Origin of the sequence: Xanthobacter sp. 126, from assembly GCF_000526175.1 — a bacterium.
In the GTDB taxonomy this organism is placed as follows: Bacteria; Pseudomonadota; Alphaproteobacteria; order Rhizobiales; family Xanthobacteraceae; genus Xanthobacter; species Xanthobacter aminoxidans.
The window spans coordinates 4,112,245-4,137,191 of record NZ_JAFO01000001.1 but is presented as its reverse complement, the minus strand read 5'-3'; the positions used below and the strand labels follow the sequence as shown (position 1 = coordinate 4,137,191).

The window sequence follows — 24,947 nt, the reverse complement described above, 5'->3', positions numbered from 1 at the left end:
ATTAGAGGGGCTCCGGCCCCTGTTCGCGCGGGCGATCAAGGCTGCTCGCCGCCGGCTCGCGGACCCCGTCCGAATTCGCCTCAACCGTTCACCCGCAACGTGGGTTGCGGCCGCACCAGGCCTAAATATTCACCTCAGATCTCCCCCTCACCCGGCTTGTCAATCGGCACGGAAAGCTGTTCCTCTGTCGGCGCCGAATATTACACGCCGATCCCCCTCGCAACGGGGTCAATCATTCATACCGAAAAACACGTTGGTTTTACTCTCGATTGGCAGTAACGATACTCGCAGCATTACTCGATATGATACAGCTATACAATGAAACACGAGGTTATATACCTTCACCGAAATCCTCCGGGCCAGCTGCGCGCGTCGATTTGATTCTGCTGAACTCGTGGGCAGAAGATCTTTACGGCGGGCATTGACAGGATCAGGGTCGTCAGCCTCACGACCGCAATCTCAGATTACGGTCGATCCGGCCAAGGCGTGAAGCTTCAGCGCCAGATGCGTTTCTAGTACACGAGACGGATCATCCCAATCTCCGCAGATTTCCCGGATGGCAGAAAGCCTCTGGCGCAGAGTGTTCACATGAATTCCGAGCTCATCCGCCGTCCTTTGGAGACGTAAGCTATTATCGAGGTATTTCAGGAGCGTCTCGGCCAGGCGTGTCGATCGAATTTCATCGTATGCCCTTAAGGCACCAATCGACCGATCGACGAAATGTGCGATGTCGTCCTTGCTGCGATCGCGAAAAACAGCCGCATAAATCGACAGCATGGCATCGTGGACAATCTTTCCTCTGTGGCCGAGTGCCCTTAACAAATGAAGCGAGCATTTTGCTGAACGGTATCGTTGCGGCATCTGCCCGAGGGTCGCAATGGGCTCCGAGATCACAATATTCGCGTTGATGCCGGAAACTTCGGCCACAATAGCCTGGAGAGTCTCTGAGATCCGCTCCATCTCGGCGCCTGAGGAAAGCACAACGAGATCCCCTTCATAGTCCGATGCGAGCACGCCCTGGCGCTGAAGGCGGGACCGGACCGACGCAACAAGAGGATCCGGCCGAATGCCGTCCAGTTCCACAAGATACAGGCCAAGGGGCCAGGTCAGCTGCAGCCCGCGATCGGCCAGGCGCGCAGAAAGGAGGTCGGCCGGTGCGTTGTTTGGCGGTTCGCGCAGAAGGTCGGCCACAAGATCATGGATGTCGCGGTTGGCAGCTTGGACGAGGCGGTCGTTCGACAGCAGCACGATGGCTGAAACCATGGCGCAGCGTTCCAGCGTGCGCACCTCCGCCTCCGGCAGATCGTGCAGCCGCCAGGCAACAACACCACCAAACAGATCCGAGCCGCCCCGGATCATTGCAAGGCGGCACATTATGGCTCCGTTGCCGTTGATCAGCATCGACCGCGGGGATGCGGCGCTCCTGCGCAACGCATTGCGAATGGCTTCCTGCCAGGCGGCATGTGCGACGTCCGGCTGATCCTGGGCGGCGATGCCCTGGACCGAGCCCGAAACGCATAGCGCTCGCCCCCGCTGGTCCACAATGCCGACGCGGCAGTCGAGCTGACCGGACAATAGCGTTGCGAGGTCTTCCAAACGCCCACCGCGCGCGACAAGATCCAGCATCCTCTCGTGGGCGTCGCCCGCCGCCTGGATATCCAATGCCTTTGCGTTGAGCCCGTCGTTGATCCTCTGCTCACTGGCCAATGCAATGCGCGCCGCATCCAGATGGCGCGCATTGCGGATGGCGATCGCCGCGAGTGCTGCAAGGGAAGACAGCCCCGCGACCTCGGGTGGGGGATAGCTGCGCACGAATCGGTCGCCGACAAACAGCACCCCGATGACGCGCCCTTCGATCTCCAGCGGCACCCCGAGGAGCGAAATGATTCCCTCCGCCTGAACCACGGCGTCGATCTTCGGGTGCCGGGGAAGCTTTCGGTCGGCAAGGTAATTCGCCGAATGACACGGTTGCCGGCTCTCCAAGACTTGGGAGCAAATGCCGAAGCCACGCGGGACCTTCATGGCTTCAAATGTCGGAGTGATGCACCCTTCCGTTGCCCGCACCGTAAACTCGACGCCATCGTCCTCCAGGGCCGAAATATAGGAGATGTCGCATCCAATGAGCTGTCTTGCTCGCACGACTATGGATCGAAGAACTTTGTCGATCGACCCGGAGGCCGTGATATCGCGTGCCGTGTCGTATAACGCGATCAGCTCACGTTCGCGCTTCTTGTGATAAGCGAGCTGCTCGGCGACATCGACAGCCGTCCTGATGTCGCCCGCAAGCGGCTCAACCCCGGCGTTCACTTCCAGCGCAATCCTGACCGCCTCAGGCTCCGCATTCTCCGCAAGAAGACGCAGGATCTGCCTGAGAACGGCAGCGTCCCGCTCGGCCACGCTCATGCTCAAGGAAGGCATGGCGAGAGCCTATCGACGGCCACCTATGGAGTAAACACATAAAACCTGAGGGAATGTGGAGAAAAACGACATAGGGGAGGGGGCGCGGCGCCCCGTAGCTTGCTTCGAAAGAGGCGAGGCATTCTCGCGCCGGGAGGCCCCATGGTCAACGATGTCGTCATTCTGGCTGCCGCACGCACTCCGATCGGCGACTTCTGCGGCGCGTTGAAGGACATCCCGCCGACGCAGCTGGGGGGCATGGTCACGCGGGAAGCGGTCGCGCGCTGCGGCATCGATCCGCAGGACATCGGTCATGTGATCTTCGGCAACGTCATCCATTCGGCCCCCGAAGACATGTTCCTGTCGCGCGTGGCGGCGCTGCAGGGCGGGTTGGGCACCCAGACGGCATGCCTGACCCTCAATCGGCTCTGCGGATCGGGGCTCCAGGCGATCATATCGGCAACACAGGGCATTCTGCTCGATGACTGCACGGCCGCCATCGCCGGCGGTGCCGAATCCATGTCGCGGGCGCCCCACGCGATGAGCGGACTGCGTGCAGGTCATCGCATCGGCACAGCACGGCTTACCGACATGCTGGTCGGCGCCCTCACTGATCCTTTCGGCAACGGCCACATGGGCAACACAGCGGAAAACCTAGCCACGCGCTTCAACATTTCCCGTTCGGCCCAGGACGAATTTGCAGCGCAGAGCCACGCGCGCGCTGCGCACGCCACAGCCGACGGAAGGTTCGAAAGCCAGATCGTGCCGGTGCCCATAGCGGACGGCGGCACCGCGCGCCTCCTGAGGGAAGACGAGCACGTGCGGGCGGACGTATCCGCCGGCTCGCTCGGATCGTTGCGGCCGGCTTTCGACGCCGGCGGCACGGTGACGGCGGGCAATGCATCCGGACTCAACGATGGTGCGGCCGCGGTTGTCCTTGCCGGCAGGCAATGGGCCGAATGCCGTGGCCTGAGGCCGATGGCACGTATCCTCGGCTATTCGCATTCCGGGGTGGCGCCGGAGATCATGGGCATCGGCCCCATCGTGGCGGTCAGGAAGCTCCTCGATCGGATAGATCTCGCCATTGATGACTTCGACGTCATTGAATCCAACGAAGCCTTCGCGGCCCAGGCAATAGCCGTCGCCGCCGAGCTGGGGCTTCCGGCGGATCGCACCAACCCGAATGGGGGAGCGATCGCACTGGGGCATCCGGTCGGCGCCACCGGGGCAATTCTGGTTGTCAAGTGCGTGCATGAGCTGCAGCGCACCGAAGGCCGACGCGGGCTCGTCACCATGTGCATCGGAGGCGGGCAGGGCATCGCCCTTGCGCTCGAGCGCATCAATTAAGGCGCAACGGCCGTTCGCCCTGACCGGCGGTGCGATCGAAACAAGCAAGATTGGGATTGGGAGGACGCCTATGTCGTCAGTTGCTCCATCGCCGTCCGGTTTGCCGGGACGGGGAGGCTCGGGTCCGCTCAGTGGCATCATCGTCCTCGACGTCACGCGCGTCGTTGCGGGGCCCTTTTGCTCGATGATGCTTGCCGATCTAGGTGCGACCGTCATCAAGATCGAACATCCGAAAGATGCCGATTATGCGCGCACGTTCCCTCCCTTCGTCGGAGAAGATGGAACACGGTTCAGCGCATTCTTTGCCCAGTTCAATCGAAACAAATACGGACTTACGATCGACCTGAAATCAGCGGATGGAAAACAGCTGCTGAAACAGCTGGCGCGGAAAAGCCATATCCTTGTCGAAAATTTCCGCCCCGGGACCATGGACAACCTCAGTCTTGGCTATTCGGAACTGGCGTCGGAGAATCCGCGCCTCGTCTATGCCGCGATAAGCGGCTTCGGCGCCAGCGGCCCCTATTCGCGGCGCCCGGGCTTCGACAACAGTGGCCAGGCGACCAGCGGGCTTTGGTCGATGAATGGCCTGCCGGGGCAGCCGCCGCTCCGCATCGGGACCATCATCGGCGACCTTTCGGGAACTCTATTCGCAACCATCGGGGTTCTGGCGGCGCTGCGCGAGGCGGAGCAGAACGGCCAGGGGCAGTTCGTCGACATTTCCCTGCAGGATTGCTCGCTCGCGCTAACCGAGAACGCAGTGGTCCGCTACACGGTGGAAGGCACTGTGGCGGGTCCATTGGGGAACGATCATCCGTTTGTCAGGCCCTATGGCCAGTTTCCGTGCAAGGACGGCTACGTCTTCTTCGGTGGATATACTGACAAGTTCTGGCAAGAAACGTGCGCAATGTTCGGAGAACCCGAGTGGGCGTCGGATCCGGAAATCGATACGATGGAGAAGCGCTTTGATCAGGCCGTGTACGAGCGGCGCGTCCGGCCGCTGATCGAGCGGTGGCTCGCGCACCGCACCAAGGCGGAGCTTGAGACTCTGGCCGGCGATCGGGTGCCCATGTGCGGCATCAAGAGCATTGATGAAGTTGTCGCGGATCCGCACATCGCAGCCCGCGAAATGATCTCCCGGGTGAAGTATCCGGGCGGCGAGGTGGGCATGTTCGGCCTTCCTGTCAAGTTGTCACGGACCCCGGGAAATCCCTGCGGCTTTGCTCCCCGGGTGGGCGAGCACACCGATCTGGTTCTCCGCGAGATGCTCGGGATGGCGAACGACGATGTAGACCATCTGCGCCGCGAAGGGGTGATCTGAAATGGGCATCGGCCTCACAATCCTTGATCGCATCGCCGTGGTGACGATTGATCGTCCGGACAAGCTCAACGCCTTGACGCTCCGGATGTATCGCGAGCTCGGCGATGCCTTCAACGAACTCGCACGCGACGATGCGGTGGATGTCGTCATATTGACCGGAGCCGGCGAGCGCGCCTTCAGCGTCGGCGCCGACCTGACCGAATCGATCCCTGCACTGGCGGCCAATACTTTTGATATCTCCGAGTGGGATGAAGCGCACCTCAAGGCGGGTCCATTCTACAAGCCGGTAGTTTGCGCCATCAATGGGCTTTGCCTCGGCGGCGGGTTCGAGCTCATGCTCGCGACGGATATACGCGTCGCATCGAGCACCGCGTCGTTCGCCCTTCCAGAGCCTGGACTGGGCTTCGTCCCGGCCGGCGGAACCCTGGTCCGGCTGGTCCGGCAGGTCGGCTATGCCCACGCCATGGAGGTGATGCTGACAGGCGATCGGTTCGATGTCGAGCACATGGCGCGGATCGGCGTGATCAATCGTGTGGTGCCTCCCGCCATGCTTCAGGCCGAAGCCCTCCGGGTTGCCGAGCGCATTCGTTCGAACAGCGCGGGGGCCGTGCGGACGATCAAGGAGGCAGCGTTGAGCCTTCGGCACCTCGACTGGCCCGACGCATTCGCGGCCGAGGCCTCATTGGGCCAGCGAACCTTTGTGAGCGAGGACGCGCGCGAGGGCCTCCGGGCCTTTGTGGAGAAAAGGCGCCCCGTCTTCACGCCGCCTGCCGTGTCCACCGATCGCATCGGCTCGACCTGAGCGTCGCTGGATGACCTGGCCATTCGCACAACGAGGGCTGGTGCCGGTGCAAGGCACCTGCTCCGGCACGCGGCGTAGATCATCGGGAACTTAAAATAATAATCGGTCCTATAATGGGAGGATGACATGAAACGCGGGATATGGTGTCTTCTGATCGCTTCACTTGGAATACTGTCCTACCCCGACATCGGCTCCGCGCAGGGGGGTGAGATTTCCGATGGGGTGGTGCGTGTCGGCGTCATTGAAGACATGTCCGGTGTATTCGCTACCATAACCGGCCGGGGCGCCGTGACAGCCGCACAGATGGCCATCGACGACTTCGGCGGCCGTGTCTTGGGGAAGCCGGTGGAGCTGGTCTACGCTGATCACCAGAACAAGGCCGACATCGGGGCCGCGATCGCGCGGCGCTGGTTTGACGAGGACAAAGTCGATGCCATCCTGGATGTGGCATCGTCATCTCCGGCCTTGGCGGTGCTGGAGGTTGCCAAGGAAAAAAACAAAATCCTCACCTTGAGTTCGCCCGGCTCCATGCGGATTACCAACGAGGCATGCGGACCCTTCGTCGTGCATTGGACGTATGATTCGTATGCGATTGCCCACGGTGTCGGCGCGAGTCTAGTCAAAAGCGGCCTCAACTCCTGGTACTTTCTGACCGCCGACTATGCCTTCGGCCACAGCCTCGAGAAGGATGCGAGTGCGTTTGTGCGCCAGAGCGGCGGGAAGGTTCTGGGGTCTGTTCGTCTTCCGGTTGGCACAAACGATTTCGGGGCTGCGCTGCTGCAGGCGGAAGCGTCGGGCGCCAAGGTGCTGGCGCTGGCGAACGCGGGCGGAGACACCGTTAACGCGATCAAGCAGGCGGCTGAATTCGGCCTTGTCGCGAAGGGCATCAAGCTGGCCGCCCTGGCGGCGATGATCAATGACGTGCACAGTCTCGGCCTCGCGCAGGCGCAGGGCCTTGTTATCATGGAGGCCACATATTGGGACATGAACGACGACACGAGGAGGTTCTCGCAAAGGTTCCATGAACGCATGAAAGCCATGCCGAACATGCTTCAGGCGGGGGTCTATTCGGCGACGCTTCACTATCTTAAGGCGGTTGAAGCGGCAGGGACCGATCACACGGAAGCGGTCATGGCTAAAATGCGCGAGCTGCCTGTCAACGATGCCTTTTTTAAGAAGGGGTATATTCGCAAGGACGGCCGCATGGTTCATGACATGTATATGTTTGAAGTAAAGCAGCCGGGAGAATCCGAGCGGCCGTGGGATTATTATCGGCAGATCGGGACCGTCCCAGCAGACGCGGCATTTCAGCCTCTAGAACAGTCAAAATGCGTTCTGGTGAATGGTTAGGTTCGGGACTCACCAATCAGAGCCAGAAGATGACTGTGAACTGATGGGGTGGATGCCCCCTCCGGCCGGCATCGTATGATGTCTGCGCAGCGCCTTGGGGCGCTTTCAGGGGAGGAGCACATGCCCAGATGTTCATGTCCTCGCGATCGACCTGGCGAAGCGGAGCTTCCAGGTGTGCGGCACGGATCGGGGCGGGGCGTGTGTGGATGCCCCCGGTTTTGCAAGGGGACTTTCTGACGGACTTGGGCAGCTTGGCGCTTCTATCGGTCGTGTGTCAGGCCTCTGGTCGTGGCCTGTGCCACGGGGCCGGTATGCAGTTCGAAGAACAGGGTCCACATCGGTTCAGAGAGCTTTGAGCTCGAGCCCCGAGACTGGTTTTCCCCGTCCTGAACATTGAAGTCCTTGCCGCATAAGTCGTCAGCCGATCTCCTTGCCGGGGTCCAAGGACCCCGAGGCGCTTGCCGGTTTGCCTTCGCTGGAAGGCGCCTGCTCACGCCATCCTGTAATTCTGCTCCCTTGTCATTATCGCCCAAACGATCCGAGCCATCTTGTTCGCCAGGGCGACGGCGGCGACCATGCGCGGCTTGCGGCCAACGAGCCGTCCGAGCCAGCTGTCCGGCAGGATGCCCTTGCGGATGATCCATCGGATCCGACTCATGGCGCCGACGATAAGAAGCTTGCGGATATCGGTTCGTCCCATCTTGCTGACCCCACCGAGCCGCGTCTTCGCCAGGTCGATCGCGAGGACATGAACATCCGGCATGTGCTCCTCCCCTGAAAGCGCCGACAAGGCGCTGCGCAGACATCATACGATGCCGGCCGGAGGGGGCATCCACCCCATCAGTTCATAGGTGCGATCCGTTAGGTTGAGATATGCAGCATAGCGACCGGCCGGATCAGTCTATTTTGAGGAAGCGATTTGCCCAGTCAGACCTGACGAAGCGAGGACCCAAGTCGTCCACCATTTCCGGTGTATGAGTGTCTACCTCGCCATTCCATCCGCCGCCCAAGGCCTTGTTGAGGCTGACATAGTCGGTGGCGATGGCCACCCGGCTCTGAAGTGCCGAATCCTCGGCGGAATAGAGCGAGCGCTCGGCATCGAGCACGTCGAGGAAGCTGGTTGAGCCGGCTTGGTAGAGCGCGCGCGACAGCGTCGCCGCCTGCCGGTAGGAGCTTGCGGAGGCGGCAAGGCTACCGCTCTTCAGCCGCTCCTGCTGGAGCGCGACGGAGGCGTTCTCCACGTCTTCCAGAGCCGTCAGGACAGCCGAGCGGTAGGTCAGGAAATATTCATCCCGCTGGGCCTGGGCATATTCCACCGCCGCCTGCAGTTGCCCCGCGTTGAAGATCGGCACGCTAATGCTCGGGCCGAAGCTCCAGGAGATAGAGGACGACTTGCCGAGGTCGCCGAACTTGGAACCGGTGGTGTCGATGTTGCCGGACAGGCTCACATCCGGATAGAGGGCCGCCTGAGCTTGTCGTGGCCCGCGCCGTTGATGTCCTGCAGGTAGAAGGTGAAGCCGTTGGAATTGCCCATGCCCTGGATGGCGGGTGGAGCCAGGGCGAAGACCATGGCATCGCGGAACTTCGAGAAGGCGGCCATGGCCCGTCCCGCCACCGCCTGGGCCGACAAATTGGCCGAGGTGCGCTCCGCGAACGGCCTGAGGCTCAGGAAGGCGATGCCCATGTTCTGGCCTTGGCCGCCGAAGCTGAAGCCGGCGATGGTGAACACGCCCTCGACCGCTTCCTTCTCGGCTTCGAGATAGTGGCGGGTCACCGCGTCCAGCACCTCCTGGGTGCGGTCGGCGGTGGCGCCGACGGGTAGCTGGACGGAGGTGATGAGCATGCCCTGGTCCTCCTGCGGCAGGAAGGAGGAGGGCAGGCGCACATACATCCAGCCGGCAGCGGCGGTGAGGGCGAGAAACACCACGATGAAGCGCGCCGGCCGGGCGATGACACCCCCGGCTCCCCTGCGGTAGGCATCCGCCCCGCGATCGAACATGCGGTTGAACCAGCCGAAGGCCCCGCCTTTTTCTCCGTGGCCGCCCTTCGGGGCCTTCAGGATGGTGGCGCACAGGGCCGGCGTCAGGATCAGCGCGACCAGCACGGAAAGCACCATGGCCGCGACGATGGTGACGGAGAACTGGCGGTAGATGACGCCCACCGATCCGCCGAAAAAGGCCATGGGCACGAACACCGCGGAGAGCACGGTGGCGATGCCGACCAGCGCGCCCGAGATCTCGCCCATGGACTTGCGTGTCGCCTCCCTGGGCGGCAGGCTCTCCTCCTGCATCACGCGCTCGACGTTCTCCACCACCACGATGGCGTCGTCCACCAGCAGGCCGATGGCGAGCACCATGGCGAACATGGTCAGGGTGTTCACCGAATAGCCGAAGATGGCGAGCACGCCGAAGGTGCCAAGCAGTACCACCGGAACGGCGATGGTGGGGATGAGGGTGGCGCGGATGTTCTGCAGGAACACGAACATCACGATGAAGACCAGCGCGATCGCCTCGAACAGGGTGCGCACCACCTCCTCGATGGAGAGCACCACGAACGGCGTCGTGTCGTAGGGATAGTGGACCTCGATGCCTTCCGGGAAGGTGGAGGACAGGCGCTCGATCGTCGCCTTCACCGCCTGCGACGTGTTGATGGCGTTGGCGCCGGTGGCGAGCTTGATGGCGAGGCCGGCTGCCGGCTTGCCATTGTAGGTGGCCGAGGTGGTGTAGCTCTTCGCGCCGAGCTCGACGGTGGCGACGTCATTGATGCGCACCAGCGAGCCGTCGGTCGCGCTCTTCAGGATGATGTTGCGAAACTGCTCCGGCGTCTGCAGGCGGCTGCGCGCCGTGACGGAGGCGTTGAGCTGCTGACCCTTGCGCTGGGGCAGGCCGCCGAGCTGGCCGGCAGAGATCTGGGTGTTCTGCGCCTCGATGGCCGCGGCGACGTCGCCGGGCATGAGCTGGTATTTGTGAAGCTTGTCCGGGTCGAGCCAGATGCGCATGGCATAGGCCGAGCTGAACAGGGTGGTGGAGCCCACGCCCTCCACCCGCTTCAGGGTGTCGTTGAGGGACGAATCCACATAGTCGGCGATGTCGATGGAGGACATGCGCCCGTCCTTCGACACGAAGGCGATGACCACCAGGAAGCTGTCGGAGGCCTTGTCGACCGAAAGGCCGTTGGTCTGCACCACGCTCGGCAATTGGGACTGGACCAGCTGCAGCTTGTTCTGCACCTGCATCTGCGCCACGTCGGGGTCGGCGGCGCTGGTGAAGGTGAGGGTGATGGTCACCTCGCCGGTGGAGGTGGACGTGGAGGTCATGTAGTCGAGATTGTCGATCCCGGTCATGCCCTGCTCGATGACCTTGGTCACCGAGTTCTCCACCGTCTGGGCATCCGCGCCCGGATAGCTCGCGGTGATGCGTACCGTGGTGGGCGCGATCTGCGGATATTGCGCGATGGGCAGCGATCGCAGCGCGAGCAGGCCGCCCAGCATGATGAGGATGGCGATCACCCAGGCGAAGACCGGCCGGTCGACGAAGAAACGGGACATGGCGCTTCAATCCGCCTTGGCTGCAGGAGTGGTGCGCGCCGCCGCGTGGGTCGTCGCGCCGTCGGGCAGCGTGCCCTGCTGGCGGCGGTCGCGGACCTCACCGGTGGTGTCGTCCACCACCACCTCGACGGCCGCCACGTCCTGCCCGGAGCGGACGAACTGGCTGCCCTCGACGACGACGCGATCGCCGTCCGCGATCCCGTTCTCGACAAGCCAGCTGTTGCCGACGCTGCGGCCCACGGTGAGCACGCGCTGCTCCACCTTGCCGTCGGCATTCACCACGAAGGCGACCGGCTCTCCCTTGGTATTGCGCGTGACCCCGCGTTGGGGGACGAGGAAGCTGTCGGGCGCCACGCCCTCTTCCACGAGGGCGCGCACATACATGCCCGGCAGCAGCAGCCGGTCCGGGTTTGGGAACTCGACCCGCACCCCATAGGTGCCGGTGGTGGTGTCCACATAGGAGGACCTGAATTCAAGGGTGCCCGGATGCGGATAAAGGGTGCCGTTCTCCAGCTTGAGGCGTACCGTGACGTTGTCCCCGGAGACCTTGATCCGCCCCTCCTTGATGGCTTGGCGCAGGTTGAGCAGGTTGGTGCTCGACTGGGTCACGTCCACATTGATGGGATCGAGGGTGCGGATGGTGGTGAGCACCGTGTCCTGACCCGCGGTGACGAGGGCTCCTGGCGTGAGCGACGACTTGTCGATGCGCCCGGAGATCGGGGCGGTGATCACGGTATAGTCGAGATTGATCTTCGCCGTCGCGACGCTGGCCTTGCCGGCGGCGACCTCTGCCTTTGCCTGTGCAAGGGAAGCGGTCGCGTCGTCATAATCCTGCTTGCTGACCGCATTCTGCTTGATGAGCGTCTGATAGCGCTCGACCTTGGCCTGCGCGCTCGGCACCGCGGCCTCGGCTTTCTGCAAGCTGGCGACGGCGCTGTCGTAGGACGCCTGGTAGCTCGCCGGGTCGATGGTGTAGAGCGCCTCGCCCTGCTTCACCTCCGATCCTTCCTGGAACAGGCGCGCCTTGATGAGGCCGCCCACCTGTGGGCGGACCTCCGCGACCAGGGAGGCGGTGGTGCGCCCCGGCATCTCGGCCGTGATGGCCACCGACTGGGGGTGGACGGTGACGACGCCCACCTCGGGGCGGCTGCGCCCTGGGGGCGGGCCGCCACCCCCGCCCTGCTGACGCTCGCAACCCGTCAGGAGTCCAGCGATCAGCATCGCCGCGAGGGCGACCAATGGTGCCGGCCGAGGCGCGGAGGGAGTCACACAAGGAGTCGCCAACACTGCCATCCAAAATAAGGAAACCAATAAGTTTCTTATTTTGTGACATGATGGCTGTCAACGCTTGACAATTCGCCGTCCAAAGTGCGCAAGTCGCTTTGCCAGCAGGTGAAACCTTGAGAAACGAAAGGCAAGGAATCGACATGGAAACGCTGTCCGCGTCGCCCCAATCGGCAAGAGGGCGCGGCCGGCCGAAAGTGGCCCCTGACGAGGAGGTGGCGCAGCGCGTGGTCGGCGAGGCCTTCGCGATCCTGTGCACGAAGGGCTATGCCGGGATGAACATGAACGAGGTCGCCGCGGGCTGCGGGATCTCGAAGAAAACCATCTACCGGCTGTTTCCCGGCAAGCTGTCGCTCTTTCGCTCCATCACTGAGCTGCATCGCGGCGCCATGGTCGATGTGAGACCGGAGCTCGACGACATGCCTCTCGTCGATGCCTTGATGAAAATCTTCCGCATGGACCTCGATGAGCGGGCGGACGAGGCGCGCCGCGCCTTCATGCGCGTGGCACTCGTGGAATCCGCCCAAACTCCCGAACTGAAGCAGATTCTTGAAGCGCACGGGCGTGATCAGGCGTTCTCCGAAGTCGCCGACTGGTTGGAACGTCAGCGGTCGCGCGGGCGGATCATGGTCGATGATGCGCAGGTCCTTACCAAGCTGATCATTGATGTCGCATTCGGTGCGATCCTCCACCCCGGGCCGGAAGCGTGGCCGGGGACTCGCGACCGCGCGCGCTATCTGCGGGACTGTTTTGAGCTGCTCGCCCGGGGCATTATCCCCAGACAGTGACGTGCCCCACGCCTCCAATCGAGCTTGAAGATCGTTCTGGCCCATTGAGAGAACCAGAACATGAGGTATAGCCGTTTCAGCGAGCAGCAGTGTCCGCTCCAGCTCAGTTGTCATCCAGCACAAGACCGGGCAGCTAGTCCCCTTTGAGATCACCGAGCCGACCAAGGACGCACTTGCGGCTTGGCTCGCGATCCGGCGCGCAATGGGCAGCGATTGGCTTTGGCCGAGCCGTAACCATAGTGGAGGACACGTCAACACGAGGCAGTATTGGCGCCTCGTCGACCAATGGGTCAGCTTGATCGGCCTCAAACGGTGAGCCATTCCTAAGATAAGACGTACCTCAGAACTTCCAGGCGAACTCCGCCGAGAACGCGTTCTGTGATGCGCCGGAGGCGATCTGCCCGTTATATTTGACCGAGAGGGTGGCAAGCTCCGAGGCGGCATAGCCGAGCCCCGCGCCCACCAGCAAGGCATCCTCCACGATGGGGGCGCCCGCCACCTGGAAGGGCGTCGTCCCGCCGGCAAAGAGCATGCTCGCATAAGGCGTCGTGTCGCCGAAGGCGTGCTGCCAGGCGAGGGTCACGCTCGGGGTCAAAGGCCGCCCGAACACACCAATGGAGGTGGCGAGCCGCACGCCCAGCGTCGAATAGGTCGTCTCGAACGATGCTGTACTGACCCCGAGCGCCGCCGCCCCGCCGGTCTCGGTGAGGGAGGCGCCATCGAGGTTGAGATAGGCCAGCCCTGCGAACGGCTCCACATCGAAGGCGCCGAAGGTGAGGCCATAGGCCAATTCGCCGAAGGCCTGGAAAGAGCCTGAACTATAGCCGCCGGAAAGCGCTTCATAGAAGCCGGGGAAGCCGACGGTGCGGTCCATGGAGACATCATGCCAGCCATAGGCCAAGGCCCCGCGCGCGGCAAAATGGCCGAATTGGGCCGCGCCATATAGGCCCATGTCGTAAGTGTCGATGGAGCCGGAGGAGGCCCGGTCCGCCACATTGAAGCTGGAACGGCCATAGCCGCCGAAGACGCCGGCGCGAGCATGATCGCTCACCGCCGCGTCGGCGCCGATGAGGAAGCCGGCAATGGTGTTGGAGACCGCGGCCGCATTGGTGTCGCCGTTGGTGTCGCCCCAGCCGCCATAACCCAGCGCCCACAAGGTGGGGGTGAGGCCCGCCCCGAGATGCGCGGTGGCCGGCGCCTTCACCGGCGTGGCGTAGCCAAGCGGCGGGGCGCCTTCCGGCGGGAGCGCCTGGATCATGCGCGCGCCCACCGCATCGCGGACATAGCTCGATTGCTGCACGATCACCGTGCTGGCAGAAGCATAGGCCTCGCCCGAGAGCGCGGCGAAAGCGGCCCCCGGCGTTGCGCCCTTGGGCAGAGCGAGAATGGCGTCATAGATGGGATTGCCGTCGCCGAGGTGCTGGGCGGCGCTGGCGGCACCGGCCTCGTTTGGCGTGCGGGCGAAGGTGGTGAACGCGATGTCGTTATAGACCAGCCCCAGATAGACATTGTGGGTGTCGTAGGAGAGGCCCGGATCGAGGAAGATGTAGGTGCTGGTGGGCAAGTCGCCGGTGAGCGAACCGAATGTGCCGGTGACCGTGCCGGAGGTGGTGATGATGGCGTAGGCCGTTCCCGGCAGGAACGCCGCCCCGCCGGCATTCACGGCGACGGATGCGCCGGAAGACAGGGCGACGGCACCCGTGGCATCGATGAGGTCGTGGGCGCCGCCGGCGGTCACGTCCACCCGGTAGACCGAGCCGGAATTGAAGGCGACGTCGCCTTTTACGGTGAGGGTGCCCGGCGAATTGCCCGGCGCCGCAACGCCCCCTGAATTGACCACGAGACCGCCGATTGTGCCCTGGCCGGCCAGAACGCCGCCGGTCTGCACGGTGAAGACGGAGGCGCCGAGGGCCGCATTGGCGAGGGTGACCGTACCATCCTCGACGAACGTACCGCCGCTGAAGGTGCCGGACGATCCGAGCTGCACTGTGCCGCCGCCGCGGAAGGTCATCGTGCCGGAGCCGGAAAGGCCCCAGCTGAAGCCATAGACGTCTGAGCGATCGAAGACCAAGGCGGCATTGTTCAGCACATCGCCGGAGAGGGAGCCCGAAGTGCCGCCATCGCCGACCTGCAACGTGCCTGCGGAAATGGTCGTCCCGCCCCCATAGGTGTTGGCGCCGGTGAGGGTGAGGGTGGACGCGCCCTCCTTGGTGAAGCCGCCGCTGCCGGAGATGACGCCGGCGAATGTGGCGTCGGCGCCCTGGTTGACGGTGAGCACCTTCGTGCCAAGCGCGATCGCCCCGTCGGCGCTGCCGGAGAGGGTCTTGATGGTGGTGCCGGCGCCTTCGATGCCGGAGATGTCAAACGTGGCGTTCACCGCGACGGCGGTGGTGTTGGAGATGGAGCCTGCGCCCGACAAGGCCAGCGTGCCGGCGTCGACCACCGTCCGGCCGGTGAAGCCGGCATTGGCGCTGGTGAGGGTGAGGGTGGACACCCCCTCCTTGGTGAAGCCGCCGCTGCCGGAGATGACGCCGGCGAACGTTGCGTCGGCGCCCTGGTTGACGGTGAGCACCTTCGTGCCAAGCGCGATCGCCCCGTCGGCGCTGCCGGAGAGGGTCTTGATGGTGGTGCCGGCGCCTTCGATGCCGGAGATGTCAAACGTGGCGTTCACCGCCACGGCGCTTGAGCTGGAGATGGAGCCTGCGCCCGCCAAGGCCAGCGTGCCGGCGTCGACCACCGTCTGGCCGGTGAAGCCGGCATTGGCGCCGGTGAGGGTGAGGGTGGACACCCCCTCCTTGGTGAAGCCGCCGCTGCCGGAGATGACGCCGGCGAATGTGGCGTCGGCGCCCTGGTTGACGGTGAGCACCTTCGTGCCAAGCGCGATCGCCCCGTCGGCGCTGCCGGACAGGGTCTCGATGGTGGTGCCAGTGCCGTCGATGCCGGAGATGTCAAACGTGGCATTCACCGCCACGGCGCTTGAGCTGGAGATGGAGCCTGCGCCCGACAAGGCCAGCGTGCCGGCGTCGACCACCGTCCGGCCGGTGAAGCCGGCATTGGCGTTCGTGAGGGTCGCCGTGCCGTCGCCGGTCTTGGTGAAGGCGCCGCTGCCCGAAAGGGCGCCGTCCAGCGTTGCCGTAGTGCCGCCCGCGGTCTCCAGGGTACCCCCGTTCGCCAGCAGGACGAGGTCGCCGGAGAGCGTGAGGCTGGCAGTCGTGCGCAGGGTGCCGCCGTCGAAAGTGGTGGTGAGGAAGGACGGGCCGGCCCCTTCCAAGGTCTTCGCATCGGCGATGGCAAGCACGCCGCCCGTGAGGGTCCAGCTCAGGCCGCTGGCATTGGTGCCGGTGCCGGTCCACTCGCCGCCCACCACCGACAAGGCGTTGAAGCCCACATATTGGGTGCCGGACAGCGAGCCCGAGAGGGTCGGCACCACGTGGCCCACGTCGAACGCGGCCGCGTCCGTGCCGCCGAGCTTCAGGGCATCGCCGCCATTGGTGGTGCCGCTGGTGGAAAGCACATTGCCGGTGAAGGAATAGCCCGCCTGAAGCTCCAGCGTGTTGCCGCCGCCGGACAGCTCCACCGCATTGGCGCGCGTCACCCCATCGCCGGAAAGGCCGCCGACGATGGAGCCGGCGTTCTTGATGGTGGAACCGCCGGTGGAGATGACACCAACCGCGCCGAGGCCGCCAACGCCGTCCACTCCTGGGTCGCCGGCGGGGGCAAAGCCGCTTCCGCCGCCCTCCACGCGAGCCCCTCCCAGGCCCCCCAGGCCGGCCATTCCTCCGTCGCCGCCGATGATCGTGCCTGTATTGGTGAGGGTGAAGCTGGAGCCGCTCACGCCGACACCGCCATTGCCCCCGTTCCCGCCGCTTCCGCCCGTCCCGCCTTTGGCGGGTATGGCGCCGCTGCCGCCGCTCCCGCCCGCGCCGCCATCACCGCCCTTGCCGCCGCTGATCGTGCCGGAACTGGTGATGGAAAAAGCCGTGCCGGTGACGCCGTCACCGCCCGCGCCGCCGTCACCGCCGCGCCCACCATTGCCGCCGCCTTTGGCGGCACCTGAGACGTTCACAGAATTTTCGAAGTCGCCGCTGCCGCCAGGATGGAAGGAACCGGCCGACCCGCCAGAGCCGCCTGCGCCGCCTTCACCCCCGGTGCCGCCTTCGGCTCCTGCGCCACCCGCGATCGATCCCGCATTCGTCACGATGAAGGAACTGCCGCTGACGCCTGCGCCGCCGGCACCACCCGTGCCGCCGGCGCCACCGGCTCCCCCCACATTGCCGTCGCCGCCCCTGCCGCTTACGCCCCTGCCGGCGGCATCACCCACAGCGGGACCGACGTCAACTCGTACGTTGCCGCCCACGCCGCCCTGGCCTCCGACGCCCGCGGCGCCCCCGGTGCCGCCTTTGGCTCCCGCGCCGCCTGTGAGCGTTCCGCGGTTCGTCAGATCGAAGAGCGTGCCGGTGACGCCGACGCCCCCGGCTCCCCCGGTCCCGCCTTCACCCCCGTTGCCGCCTGCACCGCCCGTGCCGCCGGTTCCGGCCGTGCTGGAGAGCACCACACCCGGGACGCTGATCGTCGAATCCAAAGAGATCCCGGGTCCCCCGGTTCCGCCCGCGCCGCCGCGTCCGCCATCGCCGCCGAGACCGCCCGCGCCTCCGTAAAGCGTCGTCTCGTTGATCGCGGTGAAGGAGGTGCCGCTGATGCCCGCCCCTCCCAGACCGCCGAGGCCGCCGGCTCCGCCATTGCCGCCGTCATCGCCCGGCTCCCCCTTGCCGGCGAGGGTGGCGTATGATCCCGGAACGGTAAAGTGTTGGGAGACGGTTTCGCCCACAGGCACCACCGGTGCGAATTGGCTGTCGCTGCCGGCTCCGCCCGCGCCGCCCGCGCCGCCGCCGATCACGCCGGTGTTGTGGATGGTGAAATTGGATCCGCCTGCGCCAACGCCGCCCTGCGCGCCCGCGCCTCCCGCGCCAGGCTCGTTGGACTTGGGGCCGATGAACATCGATCCACCCTGGCCGCCGATCCCACCGATGACGCTGCCGGTGTTGGTCAGGTCGTAGCCATACCCCGTGATGCCGGCCCCGCCCGCGCCGGACACGCCGACAACCATGGGTCCCTCTCCCGGGCGGTCAGGCCGGGAGATGCCTCCTCCCTCGCCACCATCGCCGCCTAGGATGGAGCCACCATTGGTGATGGTGAGGCTTCCGATCTGCGATCCAGAGACTGCAACGCCCGTGCCGCCGCTGCCGGCATATCCACCATACGACGGGCTGACGCCTCCATCGCCGCCATCGCCACCGGAGATGATCGCGCTATTGGTAAGGAGGCCACCTGGCTTGAAATAAATGCCATACCCGCCATCACCGCCCGCCCCGCCGCCGGCGGAATTTGCTGTGCCAGCGATGTAGGCGGCTCCCCCCCCGCCGCCGCCACCCGTGCCGCCCGTCACCTTGGCGGAAACGTCGAGGGTAAGAGGCGCCGTCGTGACGATACCGAAGCCACCGGCGCCTCCCCCGCCGCCGCTGCTAGTGATGTCAGCCGATCCATGGCGACTCGACCCCCCGCTGCCACCCTGGCCACCCGTCGCGGCGGTCGTCACCTGCTGGTCGGCGCCAGTGGTCAGGAAGGTGCCGCCGCCTCCGCCGCCGCCGCCGGAGCCGCCAAAGCCTTCCCCTTGCCCGCCATCGCCACCACCGTCTGTGCCGGCCGCGCCGCCACTAAGAAGTCCTTTGCCGCCTGCGGCGCCCACGCCGCCGCCGCCGCCGCCGCTTTTGCCGTCTTCGGCGTCGGCCCCTGCCACGCCATAGGCACCGCCGGCGCCGCCGGGCACCTGGTCCTTGCCGGCCCCGCCGCTTCCGCCGAAGGTCTGGGCTCGTGCGCGATCGATCGGAACAGCCCCCGCGACGGCGAGCAGGCAAAGCAGCGACGCCCCGGCCAGCCAAATGCGACGGGATGAAATCCCCGCGCCGGCACCCGTTCCGGACGTGCGAACCTTCAGGACGATGCAGCAGCCGTGCCGCCCCTTATTGGTGGCGGTTTCCCGACGCGCAGACATGACCCACCCCCCAAGGCTTGCCCATCGCGACGAACACGATTTGCAATATGCCGGTAGGGTAGGCGATGACGGGCATCACTTCATGTCCTCTAAATAGAGGATACGCCCGCACGAAGAACCACTTAGCTGGCGCCATTGAGCCACAGGCTCATGAGTTCCGCGCGGCTGCGCACGCCGAATTTGCGGAAGATGCGCGTGACGTGCTGGTGGGCCGTGGAGGTGGCGATTTCCAGCTCGCGACCGATCGCCTTTTCCGTGGCCTTGGTGAGCAGCATGTGCAGCACCCGCCGCTCCGCCAGCGTTAGAGGCGAAGAGGCCATAATGAGGCCGTGCCCCAACATGAGATGGCGGTGAAACCACTTAATGCCGCGTAGCGCGTGGACGAGCTGCGCGATCCCCTCATCGGTGAAGGTCTTGCGCGAGTAAAAGCCGAAGTGGGATTCGCAATCGGCATTCAGGGGAAAGGCGACGAAGACCGCGTCGTGCGTGCCCACCGAACCGTAGTGCCGCTGATAGAAGGGCGTCTCGAACCAGTCCGCAGGCAGTTCCCGGCGGAATGAATAGGTCCGGAACGTGCCGACGTTTTGCATCGGCAGGAGGAAGGAAGGATCGATCTCGCGGCGGTCCCAGACCTCCATGATCTCCTTGAAATGCTGTTCATCCCGGTGCGGCGGGACCGGATGCCAGGCTTGCACGGCCGCGACGCGCCAGCCCCGAAGGGGATCGGAGGTCGCGACATCTGCAAGGCGGATGGCGCCGGCCCAAGTGGCGTTCCAGGCGCCCGCCGCTTCGCTGAGCACCGCCATGAGATGAGCCGCCGCCATCGACGATTGGCCCGCATCGAAGTCAGACAATTCGTCCCAAAGGAGGTGTATGGCTTCGATGTTCACGGGCACTCGCGATCCCAGCCTTCATCCGCGCCGCATCAAACGCGGAGCTCTCGCTCTGTCGACTAACACCACGGAACCTTTCAAAAGGCGATAGGCTAAACGGCGCGGTGTTGGAAGGCGCGATATCAGGCCTCAGACGCGCATGGCGTAAAGACCGTTCGCTCGCCTTTGCACGCCGGTTCTGCAGCATCCAGCTGATCGGCGCCCTCGTCGACGAGGCCGACACAAGGCAGCGTCTCTCATGTCGCCAACGAATCGACGGTCGGTACCGTGAGGACAGCGGGGCCGATCCGCTGCCGCGCAGGTATCCAAGGTCCGCTTGTGGGGAGCGCTTCAACGCGAGATAAAACTCCTGGTTAAGCTGGCCTGAAAATCGAAAGCATGCCAATTCCGGCGCTCCCGATCGCACCATTAACTGTCTCGAACTGTAGGAATTAAAAACTATAGGCGTTGCTTTGGTGTGGATCCGTGTCCATGCGGCTTGGACATCCTCTGGAAACAATGTTCACGAGCAGAATCGCGATGACCCGCGCAAGCAACATGGCCGGACTTTATCTCTCGGAGAAAGGGCGGCTTGCGCGCGTCATCCAGCGGATCGTCCGAAATAGCTCGACGGCCGAAGACCTCGTACACGACAGCTTCGTCACCCTGATCGGCAAGGAGGCGGACGCGTCCATCCGAGACCAGGTCGCTTACCTCACACGCATCGCGCAGAATCTCGCTCTCGATCATCGTCTCCAACAGCCGGCTCGTCTCCATGAATGCGCGCGGCGTCACCTTCCGCTGGAAGGATTATCGCGCCCGGGCCAAGACCTCGGGCAACGACTGGATCAAGGCCATGACGCTCCCGGCGGACGAGTTCATCCGCCGCTTCCTGCTCCATGTCCTGCCCGACGGGCGTATTTCTTGCGCCAGTTGTAGAACGTCGCGTCCGAAATCCCCGCCTTCCGACACACCTCCGCCACGCGTGTTCCGTATTCTACCTGCTTCAGCACGAGCGCGATCTGCGCCTCTGTGAACTTCGACGTCTTCATGGGACTCTCCTCGTCCCCGAGTCTGGGATCATAAGAGGAAAATTCCAGCCCACATCGGCCTAAAAAACGGGGGGCACGTCAGTTCAGCCAAGCTCCCCCAGATGCTGCCGAACCCATCTGGCCTCTTCGGACGCGGTACGCCGGAAATGCCGCTTGAAGTCGCGGCTGAACTGGGCGGGACTTGCATAGCCGACCGACGCGGCGACCTGTGCGATCGTCCCATCCTGGCGCGCGATCATCAGCCGCGCCTCGTGAAGTCTTATAGCCTTCACATACTGGATGGGCGTGCTGCCGGTGAGGGCCTTGAAGTGGACGTGGTAGGACGGAACGCTCATGCCCGCTTCGCTTGCCAGAGCGGCGACGGAAATTTCAGAAGCGTAGCTTTCGCGCAGCCGGGCGAGGCTCTGCACGATCTTCCCGGACGTGCCCCGCTGCTGCAGGGCCGCGATCATCGCGCCGCCTTGGGGGCCGACCAGCACTCGGTAATGCAGCTCACGCAGGATGCCGGCGCCCAGAACGGCACACTCGACAGGATCGCGCAACGTCCGCAGAAGACGCAGCACGACATCCTCGATCTCCGGCTCCATCCGGCTCGACACCAGCCCCCTCACCCGGCCCGCTCTCGCCTCGGGACGCCGCGCGCCGACCTCTGAAGCGACCTCGGCCGCGAGGTTCATGTCGAATTCAACATAGACGGCAAGCAGGGGGCGCTCGGCACTCGCCACTGATTCCATCCGAAACGGAACGGGCACCGACACGGCGAGATAGTGCTCCTCGTCATAGAGATAGATCTCGCCCTCGAGCATGCCCTGCTTACGGCCCTGCAGCACGAATACCGCGCCCGGCCTGTAGAGCACCGGAACGTCGCGAAGCACCGCCTCGGTCCGCAGGATGCGGACATTCTCAAGCCCTGTCGCATTGTAGCCGTGGCGGGGAGCAAGCCCCCGAGCCATGGCCACCAGCTCGCGTCGCTCCGGCCTCTCTTTCCTGGTGTTCATAGGATCGAGCAAGATACTCATAGTTATGGAAATCGATAAGCGCCCCATCGAAGACTATCAGTCATCACACGGATATATCAAGGAAAGAGGCGCGATCATGTCAGGGAAAACATTCTTCATCACCGGCGCGAACTCGGGCTTCGGCTTGGCGATCGCGGCCGCCGCGGTCCGCCAAGGTCATAAGGTCGTCGGCACCGTCCGCTCGGAACAGTCGCGGGCCAGCCTCGCGGAGCGCTTGCCGGAGGCGCGTTCCATCCTGTGCGACGTCACGGAGTTCGACCGGATCCCCAACGTGGTCCGTCAGGCCGAGGAGGAGAACGGGCCGGTCGACGTGTTGATCAACAATGCCGGCTACGGTCACGAGGGAATTCTGGAGGAATCGCCCATGGAGGAGATGCGGCGCCAGTTCGACGTGAACGTCTTCGGCGCGGTCGCGGTCGCCAAGGCCTTCCTGCCGCGATTCCGCGAAAGGCGCAGTGGGTTCATCGTGAACGTGACCTCGATGGGTGGCATGATCACCATGCCCGGCATCGCCTATTACTGCGGGAGCAAGTTCGCCCTTCAGGGCATTTCGGAGGTCATGCGCGCGGAAATGGCGCCGTTCGGCGTCCATGTGACGGCGCTGTGCCCCGGCTCCTTCCGGACCGACTGGGCCGGCCGCTCGATGATCAGGACCGAGCGATCGATCGCCGACTACGATGCGCTGTTCGATCCGATCCGGCAGGCGCGGCAGTCCAAGAGCGGCAAGCAGCTTGGCGATCCCGACAAGCTTGCGGCATCCGTTTTGGACCTGGTCGCGTCCAGCAGCCCTCCCCCGCAGCTCCTGCTGGGCAGCGATGCCCTTGGTCTCGTGTCGGACAAGATCGAACGCCTGAAGCAAGAGATTGAGGCATGGAAATCGTTGACCGTCTCGACCGATGGTTGACAGCGCCGCATCGCCTGTGCCCGACAGGTTCAATGCGGGCGAGGTACATTCTCCGGCTCAGACGCTCAGGGGTCGGCCCTGCGCGTCTGTCTCACCGTTAAGCGGACGGCGCCCTTCGGCGCTCCAGATCGCTCAGATAGCGATCAACCAGGTCCCTGTGCTCTTGGGTCTGGTGGGCGAGCGTTTGCAGGGCGGCCGTCGCGTCGAGACTGCTCGCCAGATCGTTGCGCTCGGAGAGGCGCAGAAGCCTCTTGGTATAGCGGAGCGCGATGCCGGAATTTCGCGAGATCTCGTCGGCCAGCTCCCGCGCGCGCGTCAACAGGTGCTCGCGGGGAACGACCTCGGAGACCAGCCCGAGGTCGAGGGCCGTGGCGGCGTCGATGATCCGTCCCGTAAATGCCATCTCGGCCGCGCGCGCCTGTCCGATGGCCCGCGGCAGGAACCAGGCACCGCCGATACCCGAAATGATGCCGAGGCGCACGAAGGTCTCGGCGAACTTCGCCTCATGCGCCGCGATGCGCAGATCGCACATGCAGGCAAGGTCAAGGCCGGCCCCCATGGCGGGGCCATTCACGGCCGCGATCACCGGCACCTCCAGGCCGTGGAGCGCAAGCGCAAGGCGCTGCAGGGTCCGGCGATAGCGCTCGCCGATCTCGGTCGGGTTTCCCGCCATGAAGCCCTGGTGGGATTGCATGTCCTTGACGTTGCCGCCGGCGCAGAAAGCCGGACCTTCGCCGGTCAGAATGGCCACGTGAATGCTCGTGTCGCCGTTGATTTCGGCCAACGCCTCGATGATCTCGAAGCATTGCTCGGGGCGCGAGAGCGCATTCCGGGTCTCCGGCTCGTCCATGGACAGGATGACGAGCGGTCCTTCGCGCTCGATCTTGAGGAAGGGGGCGGTCAAACGGCTTCTCCTGTGAAAACGATATCATCCGAGATCAGCGTTTCGATCTCGCTTGGCGCGAAGCCGAAGCGGGCGAGGACGGCCCGGGAATCCTGGCCTATGAGGGGCGGAGGAGAGGCACGCTCCGCGGGTGCTCCGCTCAAGGCGAAACCGGGCATGCGGAAGGACCCCGCCTTGGGATGATCAATCTCGATCTCGATGCCGCACGCGGCATACTGCTCGGATGAAGCCACCTGGGCATAGTCCGCGACCGGAGCGGCGAGGATGTCAGCATCCTGCAGCACGGCCATCCAGTCGGCGCTGGTTCGCGTTCGAAAGATGGGATCGAGTATCTCCCGCAGCGCAGCCCGGCTCGCGACCCGCTCCGCGTTGGTGGCGAAGCGCGGGTCGTCGATCAGGTCACAACGGCCGATCAGGCAGCAAAGGGCGCGCCAGCGTGCGTCCTGATAGGCGCCGACCATGATCCAGCCGTCGCAGGTCGGCAGGGCCTCATTCACCGCGGCATAGGGCGCGGCGCTCCCGCTCGGCGCCGACAGCGTGCCCGAGCCGAGATAAGCGGCAATATTCAGCTGCTGTAGCATGAGCATTGAATTGTAGAGATTGACGTCAAGGTGGGCGCCCTCGCCAGTCACATCGCGGCGCCGCAGGGCTGAGAGGATGGCCACGACGGCAAACAGCGCCCCGGTCATGTCTGCCAGCGGCAGTGGTACCTTGCTGGGGCTGCCGTCCGGGGCAAAGATACCGCTCATGATGCCCGTTGCCGCCTGGACGATGCCGTCAACGCCGGGCAGGTCACGACATGGTCCGCTCTGGCCGTAGGCAGAGAGGGAGCAGGAGATCAGACCAGGCCGTATAGCACTGAGGCTGGCATGGTCGATGCCGAGACGCGACGCGACGCCGGGCCGGAAGTTCTCGATCAGCACATCGGTCGCCCCGATCATGCGATGGACGACGCGGAGCGCCTCAGGGCGCTTGAGATCGAGGCTCAGCCCCAGCTTGTTCCGGTTGGACGTCAGCGCGGCCAGGCTCTCGCCATTCTGCCACGGAGGGCCGAGCTTGCGAGCGAGCTCGCCCGAGGGCGGCTCAATCTTGACCACCGTAGCTCCCATGTCGGCGAGCCACATGCCGCAAACCGGGCCAGCGATCAGCTGGCCGAAATCGAGGACAGTCAGTCCCGAAAGGGCACGTTCGAGCATGGGCTTGGAGGCTCCTCGACAGCTTCCGCCGCTGTCTCGAAGGCCAACTTGTATGGGCTTGTGACCTACGGACAATCGATTAAAATTGCGCAACAATTGAATAAATTGGAACGAT

Annotated in this window: 15 protein-coding genes and 4 pseudogenes; 8 read left to right on the top strand and 11 right to left on the bottom strand. The window is 64.6% G+C overall.

The features are described from left to right. Positions 1 to 459 precede the first annotated feature (459 nt). Positions 460 to 2,418 carry a GAF domain-containing protein gene (locus tag XAN126_RS0119650; RefSeq protein WP_024280273.1) on the bottom strand — a complete coding sequence of 653 codons (1,959 nt, stop codon included), beginning with the start codon at positions 2,416 to 2,418 and terminating at the stop codon, positions 460 to 462. 141 nt (positions 2,419 to 2,559) lie between these two features. Between XAN126_RS0119650 and bktB the strand changes: the two genes are divergently transcribed. From bktB to XAN126_RS0119630, 4 genes are all read left to right on the top strand, one after another. Then, positions 2,560 to 3,744 carry a beta-ketothiolase BktB gene (gene bktB, locus XAN126_RS0119645; RefSeq protein ID WP_024280272.1) on the top strand — a complete coding sequence of 395 codons (1,185 nt, stop codon included), beginning with the start codon at positions 2,560 to 2,562 and terminating at the stop codon, positions 3,742 to 3,744. Positions 3,745 to 3,814: 70 nt separating this feature from the next. Continuing rightward, the gene (locus XAN126_RS0119640) at positions 3,815 to 5,062 is read left to right on the top strand and encodes a CoA transferase (RefSeq protein WP_024280271.1); all 1,248 of its coding nucleotides are present in this window, start codon (positions 3,815 to 3,817) and stop codon (positions 5,060 to 5,062) included. 1 nt (position 5,063) lies between these two features. Continuing rightward, positions 5,064 to 5,864: an enoyl-CoA hydratase/isomerase family protein gene (locus XAN126_RS0119635; protein WP_024280270.1), complete on the top strand. Its 801-nt coding sequence runs from the start codon at positions 5,064 to 5,066 to the stop codon at positions 5,862 to 5,864. A gap of 126 nt (positions 5,865 to 5,990) precedes the next feature. Next, positions 5,991 to 7,214 carry an ABC transporter substrate-binding protein gene (locus tag XAN126_RS0119630; protein ID WP_029877459.1) on the top strand — a complete coding sequence of 408 codons (1,224 nt, stop codon included), beginning with the start codon at positions 5,991 to 5,993 and terminating at the stop codon, positions 7,212 to 7,214. A 490-nt stretch (positions 7,215 to 7,704) separates the two neighbouring features. On the opposite strand, the gene XAN126_RS0119625 is transcribed toward XAN126_RS0119630, so the two are convergent. The 4 genes and pseudogenes from XAN126_RS0119625 to XAN126_RS0119610 form a co-directional block, all read right to left on the bottom strand. Continuing rightward, positions 7,705 to 7,977 (bottom strand): hypothetical protein, encoded by a 273-nt coding sequence (locus XAN126_RS0119625; RefSeq protein ID WP_024280268.1) that lies wholly within the window; start codon positions 7,975 to 7,977, stop codon positions 7,705 to 7,707. A gap of 133 nt (positions 7,978 to 8,110) precedes the next feature. Next, positions 8,111 to 8,689 (bottom strand): annotated as a pseudogene (locus tag XAN126_RS0119620) (TolC family protein); the annotation flags it as partial. After that, a pseudogene (locus tag XAN126_RS0119615) lies at positions 8,683 to 10,761 on the bottom strand (efflux RND transporter permease subunit); the annotation flags it as partial. The pseudogenes XAN126_RS0119620 and XAN126_RS0119615, both read right to left, overlap by 7 nt. Before the next feature lie 6 nt (positions 10,762 to 10,767). Next, positions 10,768 to 11,982 carry an efflux RND transporter periplasmic adaptor subunit gene (locus tag XAN126_RS0119610; protein WP_245272297.1) on the bottom strand — a complete coding sequence of 405 codons (1,215 nt, stop codon included), beginning with the start codon at positions 11,980 to 11,982 and terminating at the stop codon, positions 10,768 to 10,770. Between the two features lie 206 nt (positions 11,983 to 12,188). Here XAN126_RS0119610 and XAN126_RS0119605 point away from each other — a divergent pair, with 206 nt between their 5' ends. After that, complete coding sequence (locus XAN126_RS0119605) at positions 12,189 to 12,833, top strand: TetR/AcrR family transcriptional regulator (RefSeq protein WP_024280266.1); 645 nt, start codon at positions 12,189 to 12,191, stop codon at positions 12,831 to 12,833. A 340-nt stretch (positions 12,834 to 13,173) separates the two neighbouring features. Here the strand turns inward: XAN126_RS0119605 and XAN126_RS26550 are convergent, their stop codons facing one another. Next, positions 13,174 to 17,940 (bottom strand): autotransporter domain-containing protein, encoded by a 4,767-nt coding sequence (locus tag XAN126_RS26550; RefSeq protein WP_024280265.1) that lies wholly within the window; start codon positions 17,938 to 17,940, stop codon positions 13,174 to 13,176. A 435-nt stretch (positions 17,941 to 18,375) separates the two neighbouring features. On the opposite strand from XAN126_RS26550, the gene XAN126_RS28470 reads away from it, so the two are divergent. Beyond that, positions 18,376 to 18,786, top strand: coding sequence for a hypothetical protein (locus XAN126_RS28470; RefSeq protein WP_155982359.1), 411 nt, complete (start codon positions 18,376 to 18,378; stop codon positions 18,784 to 18,786). Positions 18,787 to 19,007: 221 nt separating this feature from the next. Here the strand turns inward: XAN126_RS28470 and XAN126_RS0119590 are convergent, their stop codons facing one another. After that, on the bottom strand, positions 19,008 to 19,775 hold the full coding sequence (locus XAN126_RS0119590) for a helix-turn-helix transcriptional regulator (RefSeq protein ID WP_155982358.1): 768 nt from the start codon (positions 19,773 to 19,775) through the stop codon (positions 19,008 to 19,010). Between the two features lie 733 nt (positions 19,776 to 20,508). Between XAN126_RS0119590 and XAN126_RS28780 the strand changes: the two are divergent. After that, positions 20,509 to 20,673, top strand: a pseudogene (locus XAN126_RS28780) (transposase); the annotation flags it as partial. A 1-nt stretch (position 20,674) separates the two neighbouring features. Here the strand turns inward: XAN126_RS28780 and XAN126_RS26545 are convergent. Together XAN126_RS26545 and XAN126_RS0119580 are read right to left on the bottom strand one after the other, a co-directional pair. Next, positions 20,675 to 20,809, bottom strand: a pseudogene (locus XAN126_RS26545) (transposase); the annotation flags it as partial. Positions 20,810 to 20,892: 83 nt separating this feature from the next. Beyond that, positions 20,893 to 21,828 (bottom strand): AraC family transcriptional regulator, encoded by a 936-nt coding sequence (locus tag XAN126_RS0119580; RefSeq protein WP_024280262.1) that lies wholly within the window; start codon positions 21,826 to 21,828, stop codon positions 20,893 to 20,895. 76 nt (positions 21,829 to 21,904) lie between these two features. On the opposite strand from XAN126_RS0119580, the gene XAN126_RS0119575 reads away from it, so the two are divergent. Then, a complete protein-coding gene (locus tag XAN126_RS0119575; RefSeq protein WP_024280261.1) occupies positions 21,905 to 22,732 on the top strand; it encodes an oxidoreductase in 828 nt (275 codons plus the stop codon). Between the two features lie 97 nt (positions 22,733 to 22,829). On the opposite strand, the gene XAN126_RS0119570 is transcribed toward XAN126_RS0119575, so the two are convergent. Both XAN126_RS0119570 and XAN126_RS0119565 read right to left on the bottom strand, forming a co-directional pair. Then, positions 22,830 to 23,636, bottom strand: coding sequence for an enoyl-CoA hydratase-related protein (locus XAN126_RS0119570; protein WP_024280260.1), 807 nt, complete (start codon positions 23,634 to 23,636; stop codon positions 22,830 to 22,832). Beyond that, positions 23,633 to 24,832: a CoA transferase gene (locus tag XAN126_RS0119565; RefSeq protein ID WP_024280259.1), complete on the bottom strand. Its 1,200-nt coding sequence runs from the start codon at positions 24,830 to 24,832 to the stop codon at positions 23,633 to 23,635. Before XAN126_RS0119565 ends, XAN126_RS0119570 begins: the two co-directional genes overlap by 4 nt. Between the last annotated feature and the right edge of the window lie 115 nt (positions 24,833 to 24,947).